Consider the following 21,039-nt stretch of genomic DNA (forward strand, 5'->3'; position numbering starts at 1 on the left):
CGGCTCAGCGGTGGTAGGGGTGTCCCTTGAGCAGGGTCCAGGCGCGGTATATCTGTTCCGCCACTACAATGCGCACCAGCGGATGCGGCAAGGTCAGCGGCGACAAGGACCAGCGCTCACTGGCCTGGGCCAGCAGTTCGGGGGCCAGGCCGTCCGGCCCGCCCACCAGCAGGGCGATGTTCTGCCCGCCCTGCAGCCACTTGGCGGTGCGGTCGCGCAAGTCCTCGGTGGACCAGGGCTTGCCCAGCACATCCAGCGCCACGACGCGGTCGGAGGGGTGGATGGCTGCCTGGATGGCCTCGGCTTCCTGCCGTTTCCACTGCTCCGCCTCGTTGCTGCGGGTGCGTTTGGCGGCCGGGATTTCCACCAGCTCCAGCCGGACATCGTCCTGCAGGCGCTTGGCGTATTCCTGATAGCCCTCGGTGACCCAGTCGGGCATTTTCTGCCCGACCGCCAGCAATCGGATGCGCATCAGGCTTCGGCGGTCTTGCCTTCAGGAACCGTCCACAGGCGTTCCAGGTCATAGAACTTGCGGGTGGCGGGCAGCATGACGTGGACAATGACGCCAGCGAGGTCGATCAGCACCCATTCGGCGTCGCGTTCGCCTTCCACGCCCAGCGGACGCACACCGGCTTCCTTGGACTTGACGACGACATTGTCAGCCAAAGATTTGCAATGGCGGGTGGAGGTGCCGCTGGCGATCACCATGAAATCGGCAAGGCCGGTCAGTTGGCGAACGTCCAGGGTTAATACATTCTGGGCCTTGATGTCGGCGAGGGCGTCCTGGACGACCTTGACCAGCTCCTCAGAAGTCAGTGCGGGATTCATGCGGGGGAGAGACTCCGTACAGTTGGTTATGGCGGATGTAACCGGCCACCGACGCCGGAAGGGGCTGCGTTTCGGGCGCGGCTCCCTGATGCAGCGCGGCGCGGATGGCGGTGCTGCTGACGGCGTGCGGGGTGGTTTCGGCCAGCAGTATGCGGCCATTCGGCGCGCATTCTAGCATGCGCGGGTCGTTGACCCTATGGGCGGCCAGCCATTCCGCGATTTCTCCGACGAAATCCGGGCTGCAGCCGGGGCGAGTGACGACCAGCAGGTGGGCAAAGTCCGTCAGTTCGCGCCAACGATGCCATTGGTTGAGGGTTAGCAGGCTGTCTAGGCCGAGGATGAAGACCAGTGGCTGGTCGGTACCGAGTTCCTGACGCAATTCGGTCAGGGTGTCGATGGTGTAGGAAGGCGGCGGACGGCGGGACTCGCGGTCATCCACCTGCAAGCGGGCGTGACAGCTGACAGCCAGTTGCAGCATGGCCAGTCGGTGTGCAAAAGCGGCTCCGTCATCCTTCAGGGGAGAACGGGCGGCGGGCAGCAGCGTCAGTCGCTCAAAGGGAAAGCGGTCGAGCAGTTCCAGGGCGGTCTGCAGGTGGCCTTCGTGGACCGGGTCGAAGGAGCCGCCGAAGTAGGCAATGGCTGAAATGAGGGCATGTCCGTCAAGGATTTCAGGCAAGCCTAACCCAGCCGTATGACGCTGTCCATGTGGGGCTCAGAGCTGCCGCTTCACGCTTTCCAGAGTCTGCGTCAGCAAGCCGACGGTGGGTTCCCCTTGCAGGGTCTGCTGCGACAACCATTGTGATTGCGGGTTGAAGAACAGCAGCGCAGGAGGGCCGAATACCTTGTACTTGTCGAGCAAGGCCCGGTGTTCCGGGGTGTTGTCCGTCAAATCCAGCTGAACGGTCGTAAAAGCCGCCAACCCGCTGCGCACGGAGGCTGCCGGGAAAATTTCGCGCTCCATGGCCTTGCAGGCAATGCACCAGTCCGCGTACAGATCCAGCACGACCGGCTTGCCTACTGCTTGTGCAGTGGCCAGCGCACGGTCCAGTTCTTGAAGGGTTTTCACCCGCGTAAACAGAGGGTTTCGGTTATCCGGCCGTGCGGCGGTGCTTGAGTTGGCGCCGATCATCAGCCCGGCCAGCGGATGGAACGGGTCGTCCTGCCGGGTCACGCCCCCGATCAGCAGCAGCATGCTGTACAGCAACATCAGGATGCCCACGGTTTTCCACAAGCGCGGCCAGCCCCATCCGGCCGGTTCCAGCGCGCCCATATAAATGGCGGAGCCGGCCAGCAGCAAGGCCCACAGCAACAGTGCAGCCGGTCCCGGAATAACGCGTGACAGCAACCAGACAGCGACTCCGAGCAAGCCGACACCGAACACCGTCTTGACGGTCACCATCCATTGGCCCGCACGTGGCAGCAGTTTGCCGCCGGAAACGCCCACCACTACCAGCGGTGCGCCCATGCCCATGCCCAGCAGGAACAGGGCGGCTGCGCCGATGATGGCATCGCCGGTGCTGCTGATGTAGACCAGCGTACCCGCCAACGGTGCGGAGACACAGGGCGAAACCACCAGTGCCGATACCGCCCCCATCAGGCCTGTACTCCACAGGGTTCCCCCCTGCTGCCGCTGGTTGACGGCATTCAGGCGGTCCCGCAGCAATGAAGGCAGCTGGAGCTCATAAAAACCGAACATACTGAACGCCAGCGCCACGAACACCCCGGCAAAAATCATCAACACCGCCGGAGTTTGCAGCCAGGTCTGGATATTGGCGCGGGCGCCGAAATAGCCGATGGCCATGCCCAGCAGGGCATAGCTCAGCGACATGCCAGTGACATACGCAAAGGACAGCGCAAAGCCGCGGTGAGCGGTCAGCGTTTGCTTATCTCCCGCAATGATGCCGGTGAGGATGGGCAGCATGGGAAACACGCAGGGCGTAAACGTGAGGCCCAGACCCAACAGGAAGAAAGTCAGCAACACCATGGGCAGGCTGGCGCTGCCGAGAAACGTGGAGATACCTTGTGAGTCCTCCAGGGAGGGGACGTTTTTTTCAGCAATGGACGGAGCAGGGGCAGCTGGCGCAGGAGTGGCGACAACGGCCTGCGCGCCGGTCTTTTCGATAACGACGCGGTCACCTTCAAGATGAATGCGCCGTGTTTCCGGCGGATAGCACAGACCGGCGTCGGCGCAGCCCTGATACTGGACAATGACAGTTTCACCGGCAGCCGCGTTCAGCGTGGTGGCGACCTGATGATGAAACACTTCGACCCGGCCGAAGCTGGGGTCATTCTTGATGTCCGGTTGCTGGTCGAAACCGGATGGGATCTCCTTGCCATTGACCTGCAGGTGTACCCGGTTGCGGTAGAGATAGTAGCCCTCGGCGATGCTCCAGTCGAAGCTGTAACCCTTTCCGGCCGTATATCGGCTGTGCAACTGGAAAGCAGCATCGGCATCAAGGAAGGAAGCATCCGTTTGGTCGGTCATGCCGCCAAAATCAGGGAGGGTGGCGAAGGCGGGTGCGCCGTTCAAGCCCAACATCAGGAGCAGGATGCCGCTTCGAATCGTTTTCATGACAAGAGAGTCGCCGGTGTTCGGATGAAGGCATTCTAGGTGGCGAAGCGACGGAGAGGATTAAGACTGGCTTAAGCCGGGCGTTAAGACTCCCTTAAGCCGGCTGCTTTAGGCTTGCGAAAAATCCATGCACGAGGTGTGTCATGCGTCGTCCCAATTTGAAAATGTTCCTGTCTGCCGCTTTGCTGACCCTGACCGGGTTGGGTCATGCGGAAACTCCCGTCAATTTCGACATGCAGAAATATGCCGGCAAAGTCGTGCTGGTGGACTTCTGGGCATCATGGTGCGGCCCCTGCCGCCAGTCCTTTCCGTGGATGAAGGCGCTGCAGGACAAATATGGCAAGCAGGGGCTGGTTGTCGCCGCCATCAATGTCGATGCCGACCGCAAGGAGGCTGATCTCTTCCTCAAGGAATACGCCCCCAACTTCGATGTCTATTTTGACGCCAAGGGCCGGTTGGCGGAGCAATTCAAGGTGCAAACCATGCCGACCAGCTTTCTGGTGGACGCCACCGGCAAGGCGCGCAGCAAGCATGCCGGTTTTCACCATTCGACCCTGGCTGCGTACGAGCAGGAAATTCAGTCCCTGCTGAAAGCCCGATAACACCTTTGATGAGTATATAAGTATGAAAACCCTGATGTGGCTGGCCCCCGTGCTGCTGCTGACCGCCTGTTCCAGTATGGGTGTGAAGCCTTGGGAGCGGGACGTGCTGGCCAAGGCCGAAATGCAACTGGATTCCCGCCCGGTGGATGCCGCGCTGGATGACCATATCTATTTCAGTAAAGAGGCCGTCAGCGGCGGCCGCGGATTTGGTGGTGGAGGTTGCGGATGCAATTAACAACTCAAGGCAAGAACATCCGTCAGGCCCTGATGACCGCCAGCACTGCCTTGCTGGGGTCCCTGACTGTGGCATCCGCCGTGCAGGCCGCCGAGCCGGTTGATACATCGTGGAAAGTGGATTCCGCACTGCTGTTGTACAAGGAAAACGAAGGGCGGGTGCAGGCTGCCGAGCCGGTGGTCAGCCTGAAGAAAGATCTGGATGAAGATCACTCGCTGACGGTGAAGCTGGTCGCGGATTCCCTGACTGGCGCATCGCCGAATGGCGCGGCGCGGGCAGGCAAGGTTCAGACGTTTACCGGCCCGTCCGGCAGCGCGCAATACAGCGCCCAGCCCGGCAAGCTGCCGCTGGACAACCAGTTCAAGGATACCCGCGCCGCCGTGACGGTCGCCTATGTGCGCCCGGCGGGTGAAAATGCCCGCATGACGCTGGGCGGCAATATTTCCGGGGAGTACGACTTCCAGTCGGTGGCCCTGAACGGCGCCTATGCCAAGGATATCAACGGCAAGAACACTACCCTCAGCGCCGGTTTGAATGTCGAGTTTGACAATATTGACGCCGTGGGCGGCGCCCCGGAGCCGTTGTCGGTGGTCTGGCAGTCCAAAAAGAACGGCGGTGACACCAAGACGCTGGCGGAAGTGCTGCTGGGCGTGACGCAGGTGGTGAACCGCAACCTGCTGTTCCAGATCAACTACAGCCTGGCTTCCGGTTCGGGTTATCAGTCCGACCCTTATAAAGTGGTGACGTTGCTGGACGGAGCCAACAACCTGATTGCCGATCCCTCCGGAGCGGTCAATCGTTACGGTTATCTCTATGAAAGCCGTCCGGATGCACATACCCGTCACGGCCTGTTCGGGGTGATGAAATATCATACCGGCGGCGGGCAGGTGGTGGAGGGCTCCTACCGGTTTACGACCGATGACTGGGGCATCAGCTCGCACACGCTGGATGCCAAATATTACCTGCCGCTGGGAGGCAATGGCTGGTACGTGGAACCGCACCTGCGTTTCTATACCCAGACCGCTGCGGATTTCTACACGCCGTGGCTGACGCAGGGCGCAGACTTTACGCTGGCCGGTGCAACGGTAACCCCGCTGGTGACCCATGCTTCCGCCGATCCGCGTCTGGCGGCGATGGATGCCACCACCATCGGCTTCCGCGTTGGCAAGCGTATGGGCAGGGATTCGGATCTGAGCCTGCGTCTGGAGCAATACGAGCAGCAGGGCACCGGTGTCAATGCCCCGGCTACCGGCGATCTGGCCGGTGTCGACCAGAACCCGGCGCTCAAGGCGATGATCGTACAGGTGGGTTACTCCTTCCGCTGGTGAGTTGGAGTAGAGTAGGCAGGCCGGTGTCCGCACCGGCCTGTTTCCATTTCCGGCAGGCGTGTCATGTCACCACCTCTTTCTGTTTACCAATTCCAGGCCATGGGCAGCCCTTGCGAAATCCTGTTTGAAGGCATTTCCAAGGCAGAAGTCGACCGCTTGGGGGCACTGGCGGAAGCCGAAGCCCGCCGCATCGAACATAAATTCAGCCGTTATCGGCACGACAATATTATTTTTGAAATCAATCATTCTCATGGAAAACCGCTTGCTCTGGATGAGGAATCCTCGCGCCTGTTCGATTTTGCTGATCAGCTGTATCGTTTGTCGGAAGGACGCTTTGACATCACCTCGGGCGTGTTGCGCCGGGTCTGGAATTTCGACGGATCTGACCGTATAGCCTCCCCGGAGGCCGTGACGGCGTTGCTGCCGCTGATCGGCTGGGAGAAAGTGCAGTGGCAGCCCCCGGTGCTGAACTTGCCCGAAGGCATGGAAGTGGATCTGGGAGGCATCGGCAAGGAGTATGCGGTGGACGCGGTATTTGGCGTGCTGGCAACCTTGACGCCTGTTCCGTTGCTGGTGAACTTTGGCGGCGATCTGCGTTGCCGTGGGCCAAGGTCGGGTGGCGAGGCCTGGCATATCGGGATTGAAAATCCGGATGCCGAGGGCGACGCCCTGCAGATGCTGTCACTGAAGGACGGCGGCGTCGCCACCAGCGGTGATGCGCGACGATTCCTGTTGAAAGACGGGGTGCGCTACGGGCATATCCTCAATCCCAAAACCGGTTGGCCGGTCAGCGGCGCACCGCGCTCGGTGACCGTGGCGGCCGGAACTTGCACCGAGGCAGGGATGCTGTCAACACTGGCGATGCTGGCAGGCCCGGATGCGGAAAGCTTCCTTGAGGCCCAGCAGGTGCGGCATCAGGTTTTACGATAACTATCAGGGATAATCACCATGCGCATATTGCTGGCGGAAGATGATGTATTGCTGGGTGAAGGCTTGCAGGAGGCATTGATTCTGCAAGGTTATGTCGTGGAATGGTTCAAGGACGGCGTCTCGGTGCTGCGGGCGCTGGAAGCCAGCCCGTTTGACCTGCTGGTGCTGGATCTGGGGCTGCCGCGCATGGATGGCATGGAGGTGCTGGGCAGCCTGCGCAAGCAGCAGCTGGCGGTGCCGGTACTGGTGCTGACGGCGCGTGATGCGCTTTCTTCCCGGGTGGCGGGCCTGGACGCCGGGGCCGATGACTATTTGCTGAAACCCTTCGATCTGGATGAACTGCTGGCGCGTATCCGGGCATTAACCCGGCGGGCCGTGGGGCGCACCTCCAACCGTATGGAGTTCGGGCGGTTGGCACTTGATCTGGGTAATCATCAGGTTTTCCTTGATGAGAAGGCGGTGGCTTTGTCGCGTCGGGAATTCCTGTTGCTCAAGGAGCTCTGTATCAATTCCGGCCATATTCTTTCCAAGGCTCAACTGGAAGAAAGCCTGTACGGCTGGTCTGATGAGGTGGAAAGCAACGCCCTGGAAGTCCATATCCACCACCTGCGTAAAAAGCTGTATCCCGAACTGATCCGGACCGTGCGCGGGGTGGGTTATCTGGTGGATAACGTCAAGACGGTATCACCGTGAATTCGATCAAGGCCCGGCTGGCCCGCTCCTTTGTCCTGATTATCCTGCTGGCGCTGGCTATCAGCGGAACCTTGAGTTTTTTGACGGCCCGGCATGAAGTGGATGAGCTTTTTGACGCACAGTTGGTGGAAGAAGCGCATATTCTGGGCAGTGTGCTGTTTCTGCAGCAACACGAGCCGGACTGGCGGGTATTGCAGCAAGCCCTGGCCAACTCCGGCGTCAACCATCATGAATATGATGCGTCCTATGCCAAAAAGGTGGCGGTTCAAGTGTGGTCGGCGTCCGGCGCATTGCTGTTTCGGAGTCCCGGTGCGCCTGAACACGCCTTGGCCCCGCTACGGGACGGTTTCTATATTCAGTCTTCCGCTTCGATGCAATGGCATGTCTATACGGAAAGCATTGCCGGGAACCGGTACTGGTTACTGGTTGCCGAGCGTTCGGACATCCGGCGCGAACTTTCCCTGAACGTTGCCGCCTCACTGCTGGTGGGCTTTATGGCCAGCCTAGCGCTGGCGGTTTTCCTGCTGCGCAAGTGGCTGGTTCGTGACTTGCTACCCTTGAACGAGTTGCGGGAGGCCATCGGCGAACGTCAATTGGACCAGCTGCACGGCATCCGCCTGAGTGACGAGCCCGATGAAATCCGCCCCGTCACCGAGGCCATAAACCTGTTGTTTGACCGGGTATCACAGGGCATGGAGCGTGAGCGGGCGTTTATTGCCGATGCCGCCCATGAGCTGAGGACTCCGCTCACCATCATCCGCCTGCATGCGCAGAATGCCTTGCAGTATCCGGATGCAGAGCGCAAGAACCGCAGTCTGGAAAAAGTCATCCAGGGGGTGGACCGCAATACCCGGGTGGTGCAGCAACTGCTGCTGATGGCGAGGCTTGACGCTTCGGAGGGCTTGTCACAGCCGAAAGAACCGGTGGATATGGCGCGCCTGGCGCTGATGCTGATTCAGGAGTTCCGGCCGATGCTGGACGCCAAGGAGTTGGCGATAGTGACCGAGTGGCCTGACGACTTGCCGGGATGTTCGGGTTACCCGGACTTACTGGGGGTGCTGCTGCGTAATTTGCTGGAAAATGCCGTTAATTACACCCCGCCGGGGGGAGAGATCAAGGTGCTGATGGCGGCAGAGGCCGGGCAACTGCGGCTGGAAGTTGCCGACTCCGGTCCCGGCGTAGCGGAGGACAAGCTGGCGGTAATCAGCCGGCGCTTCGTCAGGGCGGCATCGCGGGACATTCAGGGGACGGGGCTGGGGCTGGAGATTGCAGGCAGAATTGTGCGCCTGCATGACGGTGAAATCCAGTTTTCAAATTTGGCGAAAGGTGGGTTACGGGTTGAGGTGCGGTTTCCCGCTTGTGGTGGTGATGTACCCTACATGAGTCCGGCCGGTGCTTGACCGGCCGGACTCATGTAGGTCACGACGAGTGTCAGAGATCAACCCCGAACGTGCCCGTCCCCCAGCACAATCCACTTCTGCGAAGTCAGGCCTTCCAGCCCCACCGGCCCACGGGCATGAATCTTGTCGGTAGAGATGCCGATTTCCGCCCCCAGCCCGTATTCAAAGCCGTCTGCAAAGCGGGTCGAGGCATTCACCATCACCGAACTGGAATCCACTTCGGCCAGGAAACGGCGGGCCTTGCTGAAGTTCTCGGTGATGATGGCGTCGGTGTGGTGCGAGCCATACTTGTTGATGTGCTCAATGGCCTCATCAATACCGCTGACAATTTTGATGGCCAGCACCGGCGCCAGGTATTCCTCATACCAATCCTCTTCGGTCGCCTCCTTGCACTCCAGCAGCGCCGCCGTGCGTACACAACCACGCAACTCCACGCCCTTGTCGGCATACAGTTGCGCCAGTTGCGGCAGCACTTCTCCGGCCATGGGGGAGTCCACCAGCAGGGTTTCCATGGCATTGCAGACGCCATAGCGGTGGGTCTTGGCGTTCAGAGCCACGATCACCGCCTTGTTGACGTTGGCTTCGCGGTCAATATAGACATGGCAGTTGCCGTCCAGATGCTTGATGACCGGCACGCGGGCCTCGGCGGTCACGCGGGCAATCAGGCTCTTGCCGCCGCGCGGCACAATCACATCCACGTATTCCGGCATGGCAATCAGGCGACCAACAGCGGCGCGATCGGTGGTTTCCACCACTTGCACCGCCGTGGGCGGCAAACCGGCGCCCGCCAGCCCCAGCTGGATGGCGACGGCAATCGCCTTGTTGGAGTGAATGGCTTCGGAACCGCCGCGCAGGATGGTGGCGTTGCCCGACTTCAGGCACAGCGCCGCCGCCTCCAGCGTCACATTGGGACGGGATTCATAGATGATGCCGATTACGCCCAGCGGCACGCGCATCTTGCCGACCTGGATGCCGGTGGGGCGGTAGCTGAGGTCGGTGATGCCGCCGATTGGGTCAGTGAGGGCGATCACCTGTTGCAGACCTTCCAGCATGCCGTCAAAGCGGGAAGGGGTCAGTTCCAGACGGTCCAGCAGCGCCGGTTCCAGATTGGCGGCCTTGCCGGCCTCCATGTCACGGGCATTGGCGGCCAGAATGGCCTCGCGGCTGTCCTTCAACGAACGCAGGATGGCCAGCAGGGCGGCATTCTTGGCGTTGGTGGAAGCGCGGGCCATGGCGCGGGATGCACTGCGGGCGGCTTCGCCCAAAGTCTGCATATAGGCATTGATGTCCATGAATCTTCTCATCTCGGTGAATCGGCCGATTATACGCAACTTCCGTCGTAGGCCGAAGATCGTTGTTTTGTTGTACAAAAAAAAGAGGGCTTCCTGCAAAAGGTACCATCCGGCGGGCTTTCGTTGTAGCATCCTGATCATAATTCCCATTAACCCCGTGGATTGCGGGGACAAGAATAATGATTAGAGGTCTGCATGGCGGTTTTTGAAAACTATCATCGTCAATCCCTGAAGCAAGCTCCGCGTGTCACCATGATCGGCCGCTGGCGGGTGGATTATCTGGCGTTCAATGGTCCGGAGGGATGCACCAACGCACCACTGATTGTCCTGGGCGGCGCCTTTCAGAACTTCAATTCCTACAAGTACTGTGTCGAAGCGGTGCTCAAGGTCTGCCCGGTGGTAATGGTCGATTTGCCGTCCCTGGGCAACAACACCCAGCTTGCGCCCGATCTGGGCCTGGAAGACCTGGCCGACCTGTTGTTTCAATGGGTTGAGTTTGAAGGGCTGCAGCGCGTGTCGCTGATGGGACTGTCGCTGGGGTCGGTGGTGGCCGCCACTTTTGCCTACAAGCATCCCGCTTTCATGGAGAAACTGATTCTCACCGGCATCCTTACCCGGCCGCGCAAGGCTTGGCGCATGTTGCTGGAAGAGTCACTGCGGGTGCTGGACGAGCGTCGCATGGATGAGTTTGGCCAGGCCGTGGTGTTGTATCTGGTCAATCACGCCCGTCTCAAGGAAACCGGCATTACCGACATTACGCGCCGGTTGTTCCACCGCCAGATGAAAGGCTTCAACGAAAACGAACAGGCGCGCTATCGCATCAATGCGCATCGCCTGCTGTCGGTGGAGGAAGTGCTGGGTTACCCCGATTGTGAAACCCTGGTTTCAACCGGCGAATATGACAGCTTTACGCTGCCGTATGAAAACGCCCTGTTCGCCGCCCGCTGTTCCAATGCCGTTTTCACGTTGATTGACGGTTCGGACCATGTGCCGCAACTGGAAAAGCGTGACGAGTCGGTAGCCATGTTCAGCGCCTTTCTCAGCGGTCAGGATGTGGGCCGGGTCAAGGGCATTACCCGGTTGACGCGCAATCAGGCCTTGTCGCTGGACCGCCGCACCGAACTGCGTTACCGGCCGCATAACCCGAATGGCCAGGTGGTGAGTTTCTCGCATGTTGATGGCATGCCGCAAATCGATTCGCCGGTGGAAGTGGTCAATTTCAATTTCTTCGGTTGCCTGTTACGCCCGGAACACTTGCTGAGTTCGGTGCGTGAGAGTTGCCGCGACTTGATCCTGTGCCTGCCGGACTCGGCGCTGCGCATTCCGATGCTGGTGGTGGAGCAGGGGGATGGCTGGCTGCGCTGTTTCTTCCTGCACGGCAACTTTGCGGTGGCTGAGGAGCTGAAGAAGCTGTTGGATAACCGCCGTTATTGCGCGGCATTGCCGCATTCTGGTCATCGTCCTTTCGGCGCTCCCTGAGCGCTGCTGCGGCGGGCCGGTTCCGGCCCCGCCGCATTCCTGTCTAGATTTCCGAACGGATCACCCAGACCAGTGAGCCGCCCTTGGCTTGCGGCATGCGTCCGCTGCCGTCCTGCTCTTCATCCGGGTTAAATACGGTGACCGCGTCAAAGCCGCAACCCTTGAAGCAGGCGAGTGCTTCAGCCGGCTGTTCAAAATGCATGGTGAAGTGACTGCGCGAGGACAGCTTCAGGGCGCGGTTGGCGGTTTGAATCCAGTGGAAGAAACGATGGCGGGTGACCTGGGGGTAGAGGTCTGTCAGGTAAAAACCCATGGGAAAACCTTGCAGCGCCTTGGACAGCCGTTGCCAGAAGCCCTGGATTACTTCCAGATGAAAGTAATTCACCAGGCCCTCGGTAATCACCACCACCGGTTTTTGCGGGTCCAGTTCCCGCTTCAGCATCGACTCCAGGCTTTCCATAGAGTCTTCCACCAGAATATTGCAAACCTGCACCTTGTGGCGGCTGTCCAGCGAGTCCAGCCCGTTAAGCAGGGCGTGTTTGCGGGCAGCCATGTCTTGCAGGTCGGCTTCAATGTAGGTGACGTTGGGGTAACGACCATGAATGCGCCAGCCGCGCGGTGAAAGCCCGCAGGCCAGTTCCACCACCTGGATGTCCGGGTATTCCTGAATCAGTTGGCCCAGTTCACGGTCTATCAGGTGGTGGCGTTGCAGCAGCGTGGTCTTGATGTCAGAGCCGATCACCTTGCGGGCCGCGACCTCAAAGGGGCGCAGTAGCTGGAAGTAGGTGCAGCCCTGGCTCGTGGCGAACGCGGAGTGGGACAAGCCGAAGCGGTACCAGACATAGCCGGTGTAATGGGCGGTAAAGGAGATGCTGGAGGTGTCTTGTTTGTCTTTCATGTTATGCGTGTTGTTATTGGACTCGTGAGCGGCATCATTGACCAGATGCCGGGGAATGGCAAGCCGCCGGCGTGGGATTCAGGGTTTTTGACGCGACTGCCTTTCGCTTTGCCATAACCGCAGCCGGCGCAGGCGGGCCATCAGGAAGCGCAGGTTGAGGATGCCGGTGGCAATCAGCGCGGCCTTGAGTTCCGGACTCTGCATCCACAGCGGCATATCCTGGGCGTGGCGGCTGAAGGCCAGCCACAGCCCAAGTCCCAGCAACAGGTTGCCGGTGGTGTCCACCAGCAGGTCACGGTAAACCTGCCGGGTCAGCAATTGGAATTCGGCGTCAGTGAGGGGCGTCAAACAGGCGTACTCCCGCCAAATCGAGACTGATGCGCAGCAGTATATCCCAGGCGTCATCCGGACTTTGGCCCTTGATGGCCATGTCAGCGTCCAGAAGCTCAGTATTCAGGCGTTTCAGGGTGGCGGGCGCCAGTCGGCGCAAGGCTCCGCTAACCAACGGCTGGCGTTTTGGCCAAATCCCCAGTGACTGGAACAGCTGGCCGGGCGGCGTGCCTTGGTGCTGGCCTTCCGCCAGCACCAGCAGCGAACGTATTTCCCGCGACAGGGTCCACAGCACCAGACTTTCCGCCAGGCCTTCGGATTTCAGGCTGAAGAAAATGCGTGAGGTCTTTGCGGCGTCACCGGCCAGAGCGGTATCGGTCAGGTCAAACAGTGTGAAGCGGGCGCTGTCGCCGACGGCGGCCTGCACCTGGGTGATCTCCAGCGTGCCGGGGCCATACAGCATGTGCAGCTTCAGCACTTCCTGATTGGCGGCCAGCAGGTTGCCTTCGGTTTGCCCGGACAGCCAGTCCAGCGCATCCGCCCCCAGCACCAGTTGTTGCCGGTGCAGGCGTTCCTGCAGCCATTCCCGGTGCTCGCGCCCGGTCAGCGGTGGGCAGCCGACGGTGACGCCCAAGGCATCGCAGCGGTTGAACCAGGCGGTTTTCTGCGCAGCGGCATCCAGCCGCGGTACCACGATCACCAGCAGGATGTCGGTCGGGGGATTCTTCAGGAAGGCTTCCAGCGCCTTGCCCGCAGCGGCATCCGGCTTGTTGTGGCTGTGCAGTTCCAGGATTTTCAGTTCCGCAAACAACGACAGCGTGTCGCAGCTGCGAAGAGCCATGTCCCATTCGTCGCCCTTGCCGACATCGTGGCGGTCACGTTCGGTGAAGCCTTGCTGGCGGGCGGCGGTGCGCAGGGCGTCCAGCGCTTCCTGCGCCAGCAGTGGTTCGTCACCGTGGATGACATAGACAGGCCGCAGGGTTTTCAGTTGCCGGGGCAGGGCGCGCGCATCGCATTTCATTGGGCGGTGGCTGCCGGTGCGGGCTTGAAGAAGCTGATCTGGCGGAGGATCTGCTGGGCGGCATCGGCGTACAGCTCACGAATCAGGGTTTCCTCTTCCTCGCTTTTGCCGACGATGGTGGTGGTGTCGTACTGGTAGCTGCGGCGCAGGGAGAGCTTGTGTTCCGGGGCTTGTGCGGCGGGTTCGCCGTTTTTGGCGATTCGGTAGCGGACGTCATAGAGCAGGGTGTATTCGGCGACCTTGGCGCGGCTGTCGGTGTTGGTGGTTTGCTTGTTGAGCTTGTCCTGGGTGACGGTGAGGGTGTAGTCACCCTGATCGAGCTGGATGCCGGCGGTTTGCAGGGCCTCGCGCAAAGGCGGTGAGAGGTTGCTGGTGGGGCTCAGGGTGAGGTTGAGTTGGTGGAGCTGGGGGGGGATGGTGTAGCTGTTGCGGAGGTGGAAGCCGCAGGCGCTCAGTGCGAGTGTCATTGCGATGAAGATGAGGCGTTGTACGGTCATCGGGGGTGGCCTTTGGGTCAGTGTTGCTTGCTTCGGCATCCGCCTGCCGCGGGCCTTACTTTTGTCTTGGCAAAAGTAAGCAAAACCGTGTCCTTCGCCAAAACTCGCGCGCGGCCAGCTTTTTGTTGAGCCACCTCGCAACTGGGGTTTTGTTCCCTTGAGTGTGGCTCAGACAGTTGGCTGCGGACGGCGTTTTTGATGGTTTCGTCATTCCCGCGCAGGCGGGAATCCACTCCTTACGGACATCCTGCAGGTATGTGAGGTCGCTTTTAAACGACCACACTCACCAGTTTGCCCTTCACCACAATCACTTTCTTCGGGGTTTGGCCGTTCAGGAAGCGTTGTACATCAGGGTTGGCCAGCGCCAGTTGTTCAATGGTGGCGTTGTCGGCATCGGCAGCGACCTGAATCTTGCCGCGCAGCTTGCCGTTGACTTGCACCACCAGTTCCAGGGTGTTGCGGACGAGGGCGTTGGCGTCAACTACAGGCCAGGCGGCGTTGACGACATCATCGTGCCCCAGCCCCTGCCAAAGCGCGTGGCTGATGTGCGGCACAATCGGGGCCAGCAGCAGCACGGCGGCTTCCAGCGATTCGCGTTCCACGGCCAGCGCCTGCCCGTCGGCGGCGTCGAACTTCTGGATGCTGTTCAGCAGTTCCATGACGGCGGCAACGGCGGTGTTGAAGGTCAGGCGGCGGGCATAGTCGTCGGTGATCTTGGCGATGGTTTCGTGGGTCTTGCGGCGCAGGTCGCGGCTGTTGTCGTCCAGTTCGGCGATGTTCAGCGCAGGTGAGGTTCCCTTCTGCACATGGCTGTGTACGGCTTTCCACAACCGCTTCAGGAAGCGGTGCGCGCCTTCCACTCCGGCGTCGGACCATTCCAGCGACTGGTCGGGCGGGGCGGCGAACATCATGAACAGGCGGGAGGTGTCCGCGCCGAACTGGTCGATCAGGGCTTGCGGGTCAACGCCGTTGTTCTTCGACTTGGCCATCTTTTCCATGCCGCCGATTTCCACAGGCAGGCCGTCGGCGGTGAGCACGGCGGACAGGATGCGGCCTTTGTCATCCTTGGTCAGGGTGACGTCGGCGGGGTTGATCCAGTCCTTTTTGCCTTCGCCCAGGTCGCGGAAATAGGTTTCGGCAATGACCATGCCCTGCGTCAGCAGGCGGGTGAAGGGTTCGTTGCCCTGCACCAGGCCTTCGTCGCGCATCAACTTGTGGAAGAAGCGGGCGTAGAGCAGGTGCAGAATGGCGTGTTCGATGCCGCCAATGTACTGGTCCACAGGCAGCCATTGCTGCGCAGCGGCCTTGTCGACCATGCCGGTGGCGCACTGCGGCGAGGCATAGCGGGCGTAGTACCAGCTGGACTCGACGAAGGTGTCCATGGTGTCGGTTTCACGACGTGCGGGCTTGCCACAGCTGGGGCAGGTGCAGTTGACGAAGGCGTCGATGCGCTTCAGAGGGGACGCACCGCCATCCGGCACCACGTCTTCCGGGAGCACTACCGGCAGCTGGTCATCCGGTACCGGCACGTCGCCGCAGCTGTCGCAGTATATGATGGGAATCGGGCAGCCCCAGTAGCGCTGGCGGGAAATGCCCCAGTCGCGCAGGCGGAACTGGGTGCGTTTGGCACCGTGGCTCTTGGCTTCCAGATCGGCAACAATGGCATCGAACGCGGCGCTGAACGTCAGGTCGTTGTACTGGCAGCTGTTGACGGTGCGGATGCTGTCGTCCTTGTTGGCGTACCAGTCGTGCCAGACCGCCATGTCGAAAGCGGCGGAATCATCGGCCAGCTTATAGACCTGGGTGATCGGCAGGTTGTACTTGTGCGCAAACTCGAAATCCCGTTCGTCATGCGCGGGAACCGCCATCACCGCGCCTTCGCCATAACCCCACAACACATAATTGGCCACGAACACCGGCAGCTTGTCACCGGTCAGCGGGTGGATGACGAACTGGCCGGTGGCCATGCCCTTCTTTTCCATGGTGGCCATGTCAGCCTCGGCCACGGAACCGCCTTTGCATTCGTGGATGAATTCCTGCAACGCCGGATTATTGGCGGCGGCAAGGGTGGCCAGCGGATGCTCGGCGGCGACAGCGACATAAGTCGCGCCCATCAGCGTGTCCGGACGGGTGGAGTAAACCTTCAACTGACCGGCCTGACCAATGCTGGCTTCGTCATAGTCAAACACGATGTCGGCACCGTAGCTCTTGCCGATCCAGTTGCGCTGCATGGTCTTGACCTGTTCCGGCCAGCCGTCCAGCTGGTCTAGGTCGTTCAGCAATTCGTTGGCATACTGGGTGATGCCGAAGTAGTACATCGGGATTTCGCGCTTCTCGACCACCGCACCGGATCGCCAGCCCTTGCCGTCGATAACTTGTTCATTGGCGAGCACAGTGTTGTCCACCGGGTCCCAGTTGACGATGCCGCTCTTCTTGTAGATCACGCCTTTCTTGTACAGGCGGGTGAACAGCCACTGTTCCCAGCGATAGTAGTCCGGTTTGCAGGTGGTGACTTCGCGGGTCCAGTCGATGGCCAGCCCCAGCGACTTCAGCTGCTGCTTCATGTAGTCGATGTTGCTGTAGGTCCAGGCGGCCGGGGCGACATTGTTCTTCATGGCCGCGTTCTCGGCGGGCAGGCCGAAGGCGTCCCAACCCATGGGTTGCAGCACGTTGAAGCCCTGCATGCGCTTGAAGCGCGACAGCACGTCGCCGATGGTGTAGTTGCGCACGTGGCCCATGTGCAGCTTGCCGGACGGATAGGGGAACATCGACAGGCAGTAGTATTTTGGCTTGTCGCTGCCGTCAACGGCGGCAAAGGCCTGACGGGTGTTCCAGTCGGACTGGGCTTGGGGTTCGATGTCGTGCGGGGAGTACTGTTCGTGCATGGCCGTGGCAGTTGTCATATCTGGGAAAAATGAAGTCGGATAGAATAGCGCAGCGGGGGGATGGTCGTCATGTCCCGCGTCCGATCGGATGGCCTTTATTGATGAAAGTTTTCTTTTCCCTGCCGTTTTTGCTGATTTACGGGCTGCTGCTGGTGTCGGTGCTGGTGCATTTGAGACTTCGGCGTTCAGCCATAGTGCTGTTGGTCAGCATGATGGCGAGCCTGTACCTGTTGTGTACGCCATGGCTGACGCATGTGCTGATGCGAATGGTTGCTAAAACGCCGCCGCTGGAAAAGCCTCAATCGTTGGTGGATAACGGGGTTCAGGCCATAGTCGTAGCGGGTGGCGGTGACTATTTCAGTCCGGAAACAGGTTCATCATCGGTGGCGGGAGGCTATTCGCTGCCCCGGCTGCGCTATGCCGCCAGACTGGCGCGGCAAAGCGGCCTGCCGGTGCTGCTGACGGGCATTGAGGCCAGTGCCATGGCCCGGACCTTGGATCAGGATTACGGCCTGAAGGCAGCCTGGGTGGAAAGCGAAAGTCTTAACACCGCTGAAAATGCAGATCGTACCGCAGCCATCCTGTTGCCATTAAATATAAACCGCGTCGCGCTGGTGACAGATGCCTGGCACATGAGTCGGGCCACCTTTGTGTTCAAGCGCCATGGATTTCTGGTGACTCCGGCCGCCACCAGCTATCCGCTGGCCTACATTCAGGGACGGCCACCATTGCTGCTTCCGCGCAACGAGTTATTTGCCCAGAACATGATTGGCATATCCGAACTGCTGGGGCAGGTGCTATACCGGATCAAGTTCCGCTCATCCCCAGTTCCGTCTCCAGCGCCTTCTGCAATTCCGGTGTCCTGAAGCTGAAACCGGCGCTAAGCAACCGGCTGGGCAGAACCCGCTGACTGCCCAGCATCAACACCGACATTTCCCCCATCAGCAGGCGCAACATTGTTCCGGGCACGTGCAGGAAGGCTCGGCGCTTCAGTGTATGCGCCATCACCTCGGTGAATTCGGCGTTGGAAACCGGTTGCGGCGAGGTCAGGTTGAATGGCCCTTGCAGCCGCTCATCCGCCAGCAGGAACATCACGGCTGACAGCCAGTCCTGCAAGCCGATCCACGACATCCATTGCTCGCCGTCGCCCAGCCTGCCGCCCAGATTCAGCCCGAAAACCGGCAGCATCCGCCGCAGCATGCCGCCTTTGCGGGCCAGCACCACGCCGGTACGCAGCAGGCAGACGCGCACGCCCAGTTTCCCGGCCGCCAGCGCCGCCTTTTCCCAGTCATGGCACAGGTGATGGGTGAACTCTTCTTGGCCGGTTGAGTCTTCATCCAGAATTTCAGCACCCTGCACGCCATACCAGCCGATGGCAGAGCCGGACAGCAGGACTTTCGGTGGTTTCGGAGTGCGGCGCATCCAGTCCACCAGTTCCTCGGTGAAGTTGACGCGGCTGGTGTATAGCGCGAGTTTACGTGGATGCGTCCACGGCTGGTCGGCAATGCCTTCGCCGGAGAGGTTGATGACGGCGTCAAAGTGGTCGTCAATCGTCAGGTCGGTGAGACGGCGCAAGGCGCGGACCATGCCGTCATAACGGGTGAAAATCTTCATCGGCTGACGCGAGACGATGGTGACGTGATGGCCTTCCTTCAACAGCAGGGGGCAGAGGTGGCTGCCCAGGAATCCGGAACCGCCGGTCAGCAGAATGCGCATGTAACACCCGATTAGTCGCTAATGCACCTGAGTGTACGGCCACAAGGCGACGCGAAAAAGGCTACAAGCCTGATATAGTTTCCGGAATCCCCTGTCCTGAGGCGTCTGTCTCCCATGCAACCCTTGCTGCAAGCCATTCCCGCCAACATTGTGACCGGCTTTCTCGGCGCCGGTAAAACCACCGTCATCCAGAGCCTGCTGGCGCGAAAACCCGACGATGAGCGCTGGGCGGTGCTGGTGAATGAGTTCGGCCAGATTGGCATAGACGGCAGCCTCATGGCTCGTGGTGACGGTGAGGTCTTTATCAAGGAGGTGGCGGGCGGCTGCATCTGCTGCGCCAATTTCCTGCCGATGCAGGTGGCACTGTCGCAGTTGCTGGCCAAGGCCCGCCCGCAGCGGTTGCTGATTGAACCCACCGGTTTGGGCCACCCCCGGCAGATTGTCGACAGCCTCAGCGAGTCGCATTGGCAATCCACGCTCGACCTGCGCGCGACGTTGTGCGTGGTGGATGCCCGGCAGTATGCGGATGAAAGGGTGCGCAGCCATGAATCGTTCCAGGCCCAGGCCGACATTGCCGATGTGCTGGTGTTCAGCAAGGACGATGTGCTGACGGAAGAACAGCGACAGTCGATGCGGGAACTGGCGGACAGCCTGCCGCCCCCGGCGCGGCAAACCGTTTTTGTGAGTCATGGCGTCATGCCGCTGGCGTTGCTGGATGAGCCGCGCCGCAGCACGCGGATGGCGAAGCGGTCGTTGCTGCACCTGCAACCTGCCGTTGCACCTGCGCCCCAGCCGCCGCGGGAGCCTCCGTACCACTACCATCAGGAAGCCCTGGGCAGGCAGGTGGGGGGATGGGTCTTTCAGGCGGATTGGGTATTCGCCCATAATGACCTGCTGGGCTTTCTGTTTGCCTTGAAAGCAGACCGGGTGAAAGGGGTGCTGCATACGGACAGCGGCTGGCTGAGCGTGAACCTGACCGGTCTGGATGCCGCTATCGGTTCGGCCACGCCTTGCGGGGACAACCGGCTGGAGATTATTGCCAGTGAGGCTGTGGATTGGGAGGCGTTGGAGGGGCAGTTGCTGGCGTTGAGGCGTTGACATTCTTTTCACGTAAATATGCCACCATAAGCGTAATCTTGATTTTATCGTGGAGCCACCCGTGATTCTGCTGACCGGAGGAGCCGGATATATCGGCTCGCATGCTGCCATAGAGTTCATACAGGCAGGCCACGACATCGTCGTGCTGGACAATTTTTCCAACAGCAAACCCGAGGCAGTGCGGCGCACCCGTGAACTGGCCGGACGGGATTTTGAACTGGTGGAAGGGGATATACGCGACCGCGCCTTGCTGGATCGGCTCTTTGCCCAATATCCCATCACGGCGGTAGTCCATTTTGCCGGGTTGAAGGCGGTGGGGGAGTCGGTGCAACTACCCCTGCATTATTACGACAACAACGTCTGCGGTTCCGTGACCCTGTTTCAGGCCATGCAGGCGGCGGGGGTGCGGACACTGGTGTTCAGTTCATCCGCCACGGTATATGGCGACCCCCATACAGTGCCCATCCGCGAAGATTTTCCGCTCTCGACCACCAATCCCTATGGCGCCAGCAAATTGATGATCGAGAACATCCTGCGCGATGTCGTCAAGGCAAACCCTGATTGGCGCGTGGCGCTGCTGCGTTATTTCAACCCGGCCGGGGCGCATCCGTCCGGGCGAATTGGGGAGGACCCCAACGGCATTCCCAACAACCTGATGCCGTTTGTGGCCAGAGTGGCGGGGGGCAAGCTGCCGCAGTTGCAAGTTTTTGGCTCGGACTACGCCACCCCGGACGGCACCGGCGTACGCGACTATATTCATGTCATTGATCTGGTGCGCGGCCATGTCAAGGCGCTGGAATACCTGCAAGGGCATCCGGGGCTGGTGACGGTCAATCTGGGAACCGGCCGGGGGTATTCCGTGCTGGACATGGTGCACACCTTTGAGCAGGTCGCCGGGCGGCCGGTGCCCTATCGCTGCGTGGCCAGACGTCCGGGAGACGTAGCCAGTTGTTATGCCGATCCTTCACTGGCGCAGGCATTGCTGGGCTGGAAGGCCGAGTATGACGCAGTGGCCATGTGCCGCGACATGTGGAATTGGCAGCAAAAAAACCCGGAGGGTTTTGACCGCGAGGGTTGAAGCGGTCGCTTTGGAAAAAACAGGTGGCCACGGTTACGCTATCTGGCTATTCTCTGGATGGAAACGGGAACAGGAATCATTGGCGGTTTTAGAGTAAAAGCTCTGGAAAATTCCGTTTAACCCGTTGAAATAAAACAAAAATTAGAGCAGTTGCACC

General features: G+C 60.5%; 21 protein-coding genes. 10 read left to right on the top strand and 11 right to left on the bottom strand.

Annotation, left to right across the window (positions count from 1 at the left end; genetic code table 11):
- Positions 1–4: 4 nt before the first annotated feature.
- Genes rlmH through dsbD form a run of 4 tightly spaced genes read right to left on the bottom strand, consistent with a single transcriptional unit; the run spans position 5 to position 3,400 of the window.
- Entirely contained in the window at positions 5–472 is a 468-nt protein-coding gene (gene rlmH, locus Q7T36_RS09865) for a 23S rRNA (pseudouridine(1915)-N(3))-methyltransferase RlmH (RefSeq protein WP_304847381.1), read from the bottom strand.
- The gene (gene rsfS, locus Q7T36_RS09870; RefSeq protein ID WP_304847384.1) at positions 472–828 is read right to left on the bottom strand and encodes a ribosome silencing factor; all 357 of its coding nucleotides are present in this window, start codon (positions 826–828) and stop codon (positions 472–474) included. The genes rlmH and rsfS overlap by 1 nt, the downstream gene beginning before the upstream one ends.
- Entirely contained in the window at positions 806–1,504 is a 699-nt protein-coding gene (nadD, locus tag Q7T36_RS09875; RefSeq protein ID WP_304847387.1) for a nicotinate-nucleotide adenylyltransferase, read from the bottom strand. Before nadD ends, rsfS begins: the two co-directional genes overlap by 23 nt.
- Positions 1,505–1,540: 36 nt before the next feature.
- Positions 1,541–3,400 carry a protein-disulfide reductase DsbD gene (gene dsbD / locus Q7T36_RS09880; protein ID WP_304847391.1) on the bottom strand — a complete coding sequence of 620 codons (1,860 nt, stop codon included), beginning with the start codon at positions 3,398–3,400 and terminating at the stop codon, positions 1,541–1,543.
- A gap of 143 nt (positions 3,401–3,543) precedes the next feature.
- Between dsbD and Q7T36_RS09885 the strand changes: the two genes are divergently transcribed.
- The 6 genes from Q7T36_RS09885 (at position 3,544) to Q7T36_RS09910 (ending at position 8,588) form a co-directional block, all read left to right on the top strand.
- On the top strand, positions 3,544–4,002 hold the full coding sequence (locus tag Q7T36_RS09885; protein WP_304847394.1) for a TlpA disulfide reductase family protein: 459 nt from the start codon (positions 3,544–3,546) through the stop codon (positions 4,000–4,002).
- Positions 4,003–4,024: 22 nt separating this feature from the next.
- Positions 4,025–4,237, top strand: coding sequence for a DUF4266 domain-containing protein (locus Q7T36_RS09890; protein WP_304847397.1), 213 nt, complete (start codon positions 4,025–4,027; stop codon positions 4,235–4,237).
- Positions 4,228–5,565: a DUF3570 domain-containing protein gene (locus Q7T36_RS09895; RefSeq protein WP_304847400.1), complete on the top strand. Its 1,338-nt coding sequence runs from the start codon at positions 4,228–4,230 to the stop codon at positions 5,563–5,565. The genes Q7T36_RS09890 and Q7T36_RS09895 overlap by 10 nt, the downstream gene beginning before the upstream one ends.
- Before the next feature lie 63 nt (positions 5,566–5,628).
- The gene (locus tag Q7T36_RS09900; RefSeq protein ID WP_304847403.1) at positions 5,629–6,495 is read left to right on the top strand and encodes an FAD:protein FMN transferase; all 867 of its coding nucleotides are present in this window, start codon (positions 5,629–5,631) and stop codon (positions 6,493–6,495) included.
- Between the two features lie 18 nt (positions 6,496–6,513).
- Positions 6,514–7,188: a response regulator gene (locus Q7T36_RS09905; protein WP_304847405.1), complete on the top strand. Its 675-nt coding sequence runs from the start codon at positions 6,514–6,516 to the stop codon at positions 7,186–7,188.
- Complete coding sequence (locus Q7T36_RS09910; protein ID WP_304847408.1) at positions 7,185–8,588, top strand: ATP-binding protein; 1,404 nt, start codon at positions 7,185–7,187, stop codon at positions 8,586–8,588. Before Q7T36_RS09905 ends, Q7T36_RS09910 begins: the two co-directional genes overlap by 4 nt.
- A gap of 38 nt (positions 8,589–8,626) precedes the next feature.
- On the opposite strand, the gene Q7T36_RS09915 is transcribed toward Q7T36_RS09910, so the two are convergent.
- Entirely contained in the window at positions 8,627–9,880 is a 1,254-nt protein-coding gene (locus Q7T36_RS09915; protein WP_304847411.1) for a glutamate-5-semialdehyde dehydrogenase, read from the bottom strand.
- Positions 9,881–10,075: 195 nt separating this feature from the next.
- Between Q7T36_RS09915 and Q7T36_RS09920 the strand changes: the two genes are divergently transcribed.
- The gene (locus tag Q7T36_RS09920; RefSeq protein WP_304847414.1) at positions 10,076–11,359 is read left to right on the top strand and encodes an alpha/beta fold hydrolase; all 1,284 of its coding nucleotides are present in this window, start codon (positions 10,076–10,078) and stop codon (positions 11,357–11,359) included.
- 43 nt (positions 11,360–11,402) lie between these two features.
- On the opposite strand, the gene Q7T36_RS09925 is transcribed toward Q7T36_RS09920, so the two are convergent.
- The 5 genes from Q7T36_RS09925 to leuS form a co-directional block, all read right to left on the bottom strand.
- The gene (locus Q7T36_RS09925; protein ID WP_304847417.1) at positions 11,403–12,257 is read right to left on the bottom strand and encodes a class I SAM-dependent methyltransferase; all 855 of its coding nucleotides are present in this window, start codon (positions 12,255–12,257) and stop codon (positions 11,403–11,405) included.
- A 78-nt stretch (positions 12,258–12,335) separates the two neighbouring features.
- The gene (locus Q7T36_RS09930) at positions 12,336–12,605 is read right to left on the bottom strand and encodes a hypothetical protein (RefSeq protein ID WP_304847419.1); all 270 of its coding nucleotides are present in this window, start codon (positions 12,603–12,605) and stop codon (positions 12,336–12,338) included.
- Positions 12,589–13,608, bottom strand: coding sequence for a DNA polymerase III subunit delta (holA, locus tag Q7T36_RS09935; RefSeq protein WP_304847422.1), 1,020 nt, complete (start codon positions 13,606–13,608; stop codon positions 12,589–12,591). The genes Q7T36_RS09930 and holA overlap by 17 nt, the downstream gene beginning before the upstream one ends.
- Positions 13,605–14,105, bottom strand: a complete 501-nt coding sequence (lptE, locus tag Q7T36_RS09940; RefSeq protein WP_304847425.1) for an LPS assembly lipoprotein LptE — start codon at positions 14,103–14,105, stop codon at positions 13,605–13,607. Before lptE ends, holA begins: the two co-directional genes overlap by 4 nt.
- A 269-nt stretch (positions 14,106–14,374) precedes the next feature.
- Positions 14,375–17,008 carry a leucine--tRNA ligase gene (gene leuS, locus Q7T36_RS09945; RefSeq protein WP_304847429.1) on the bottom strand — a complete coding sequence of 878 codons (2,634 nt, stop codon included), beginning with the start codon at positions 17,006–17,008 and terminating at the stop codon, positions 14,375–14,377.
- An 83-nt stretch (positions 17,009–17,091) separates the two neighbouring features.
- On the opposite strand from leuS, the gene Q7T36_RS09950 reads away from it, so the two are divergent.
- Entirely contained in the window at positions 17,092–17,856 is a 765-nt protein-coding gene (locus Q7T36_RS09950; protein ID WP_304847432.1) for a YdcF family protein, read from the top strand.
- Here Q7T36_RS09950 and Q7T36_RS09955 read toward each other — a convergent pair.
- Positions 17,798–18,706 carry a TIGR01777 family oxidoreductase gene (locus Q7T36_RS09955; RefSeq protein ID WP_304847435.1) on the bottom strand — a complete coding sequence of 303 codons (909 nt, stop codon included), beginning with the start codon at positions 18,704–18,706 and terminating at the stop codon, positions 17,798–17,800. The genes Q7T36_RS09950 and Q7T36_RS09955 overlap by 59 nt on opposite strands.
- Before the next feature lie 114 nt (positions 18,707–18,820).
- Here Q7T36_RS09955 and Q7T36_RS09960 point away from each other — a divergent pair, with 114 nt between their 5' ends.
- Both Q7T36_RS09960 and galE read left to right on the top strand, forming a co-directional pair.
- Positions 18,821–19,804: a GTP-binding protein gene (locus Q7T36_RS09960; protein WP_304847438.1), complete on the top strand. Its 984-nt coding sequence runs from the start codon at positions 18,821–18,823 to the stop codon at positions 19,802–19,804.
- 61 nt (positions 19,805–19,865) lie between these two features.
- Positions 19,866–20,882 carry a UDP-glucose 4-epimerase GalE gene (gene galE / locus Q7T36_RS09965; RefSeq protein ID WP_304847441.1) on the top strand — a complete coding sequence of 339 codons (1,017 nt, stop codon included), beginning with the start codon at positions 19,866–19,868 and terminating at the stop codon, positions 20,880–20,882.
- The last annotated feature ends 157 nt before the right edge of the window (positions 20,883–21,039 follow it).

It is taken from the genome of Fluviicoccus sp., assembly GCF_030646115.1.
GTDB lineage: Bacteria > Pseudomonadota > Gammaproteobacteria > Pseudomonadales > Moraxellaceae > Fluviicoccus.

Coding starts and splice junctions, on each gene's coding strand:
- Q7T36_RS09915 (WP_304847411.1), bottom strand. CDS start 9,880: ATGGACATCAATGCCTATATGCAGACTTTGGGCGAAGCCGCCCGCAGT.
- holA (WP_304847422.1), bottom strand. CDS start 13,608: ATGAAATGCGATGCGCGCGCCCTGCCCCGGCAACTGAAAACCCTGCGG.
- Q7T36_RS09950 (WP_304847432.1), top strand. CDS start 17,092: ATGAAAGTTTTCTTTTCCCTGCCGTTTTTGCTGATTTACGGGCTGCTG.
- lptE (WP_304847425.1), bottom strand. CDS start 14,105: ATGACCGTACAACGCCTCATCTTCATCGCAATGACACTCGCACTGAGC.
- Q7T36_RS09895 (WP_304847400.1), top strand. CDS start 4,228: ATGCAATTAACAACTCAAGGCAAGAACATCCGTCAGGCCCTGATGACC.
- Q7T36_RS09960 (WP_304847438.1), top strand. CDS start 18,821: ATGCAACCCTTGCTGCAAGCCATTCCCGCCAACATTGTGACCGGCTTT.
- rlmH (WP_304847381.1), bottom strand. CDS start 472: ATGCGCATCCGATTGCTGGCGGTCGGGCAGAAAATGCCCGACTGGGTC.
- Q7T36_RS09885 (WP_304847394.1), top strand. CDS start 3,544: ATGCGTCGTCCCAATTTGAAAATGTTCCTGTCTGCCGCTTTGCTGACC.
- Q7T36_RS09890 (WP_304847397.1), top strand. CDS start 4,025: ATGAAAACCCTGATGTGGCTGGCCCCCGTGCTGCTGCTGACCGCCTGT.
- Q7T36_RS09905 (WP_304847405.1), top strand. CDS start 6,514: ATGCGCATATTGCTGGCGGAAGATGATGTATTGCTGGGTGAAGGCTTG.
- Q7T36_RS09955 (WP_304847435.1), bottom strand. CDS start 18,706: ATGCGCATTCTGCTGACCGGCGGTTCCGGATTCCTGGGCAGCCACCTC.
- dsbD (WP_304847391.1), bottom strand. CDS start 3,400: ATGAAAACGATTCGAAGCGGCATCCTGCTCCTGATGTTGGGCTTGAAC.
- Q7T36_RS09900 (WP_304847403.1), top strand. CDS start 5,629: ATGTCACCACCTCTTTCTGTTTACCAATTCCAGGCCATGGGCAGCCCT.
- Q7T36_RS09920 (WP_304847414.1), top strand. CDS start 10,076: ATGGCGGTTTTTGAAAACTATCATCGTCAATCCCTGAAGCAAGCTCCG.
- leuS (WP_304847429.1), bottom strand. CDS start 17,008: ATGACAACTGCCACGGCCATGCACGAACAGTACTCCCCGCACGACATC.
- rsfS (WP_304847384.1), bottom strand. CDS start 828: ATGAATCCCGCACTGACTTCTGAGGAGCTGGTCAAGGTCGTCCAGGAC.
- Q7T36_RS09925 (WP_304847417.1), bottom strand. CDS start 12,257: ATGAAAGACAAACAAGACACCTCCAGCATCTCCTTTACCGCCCATTAC.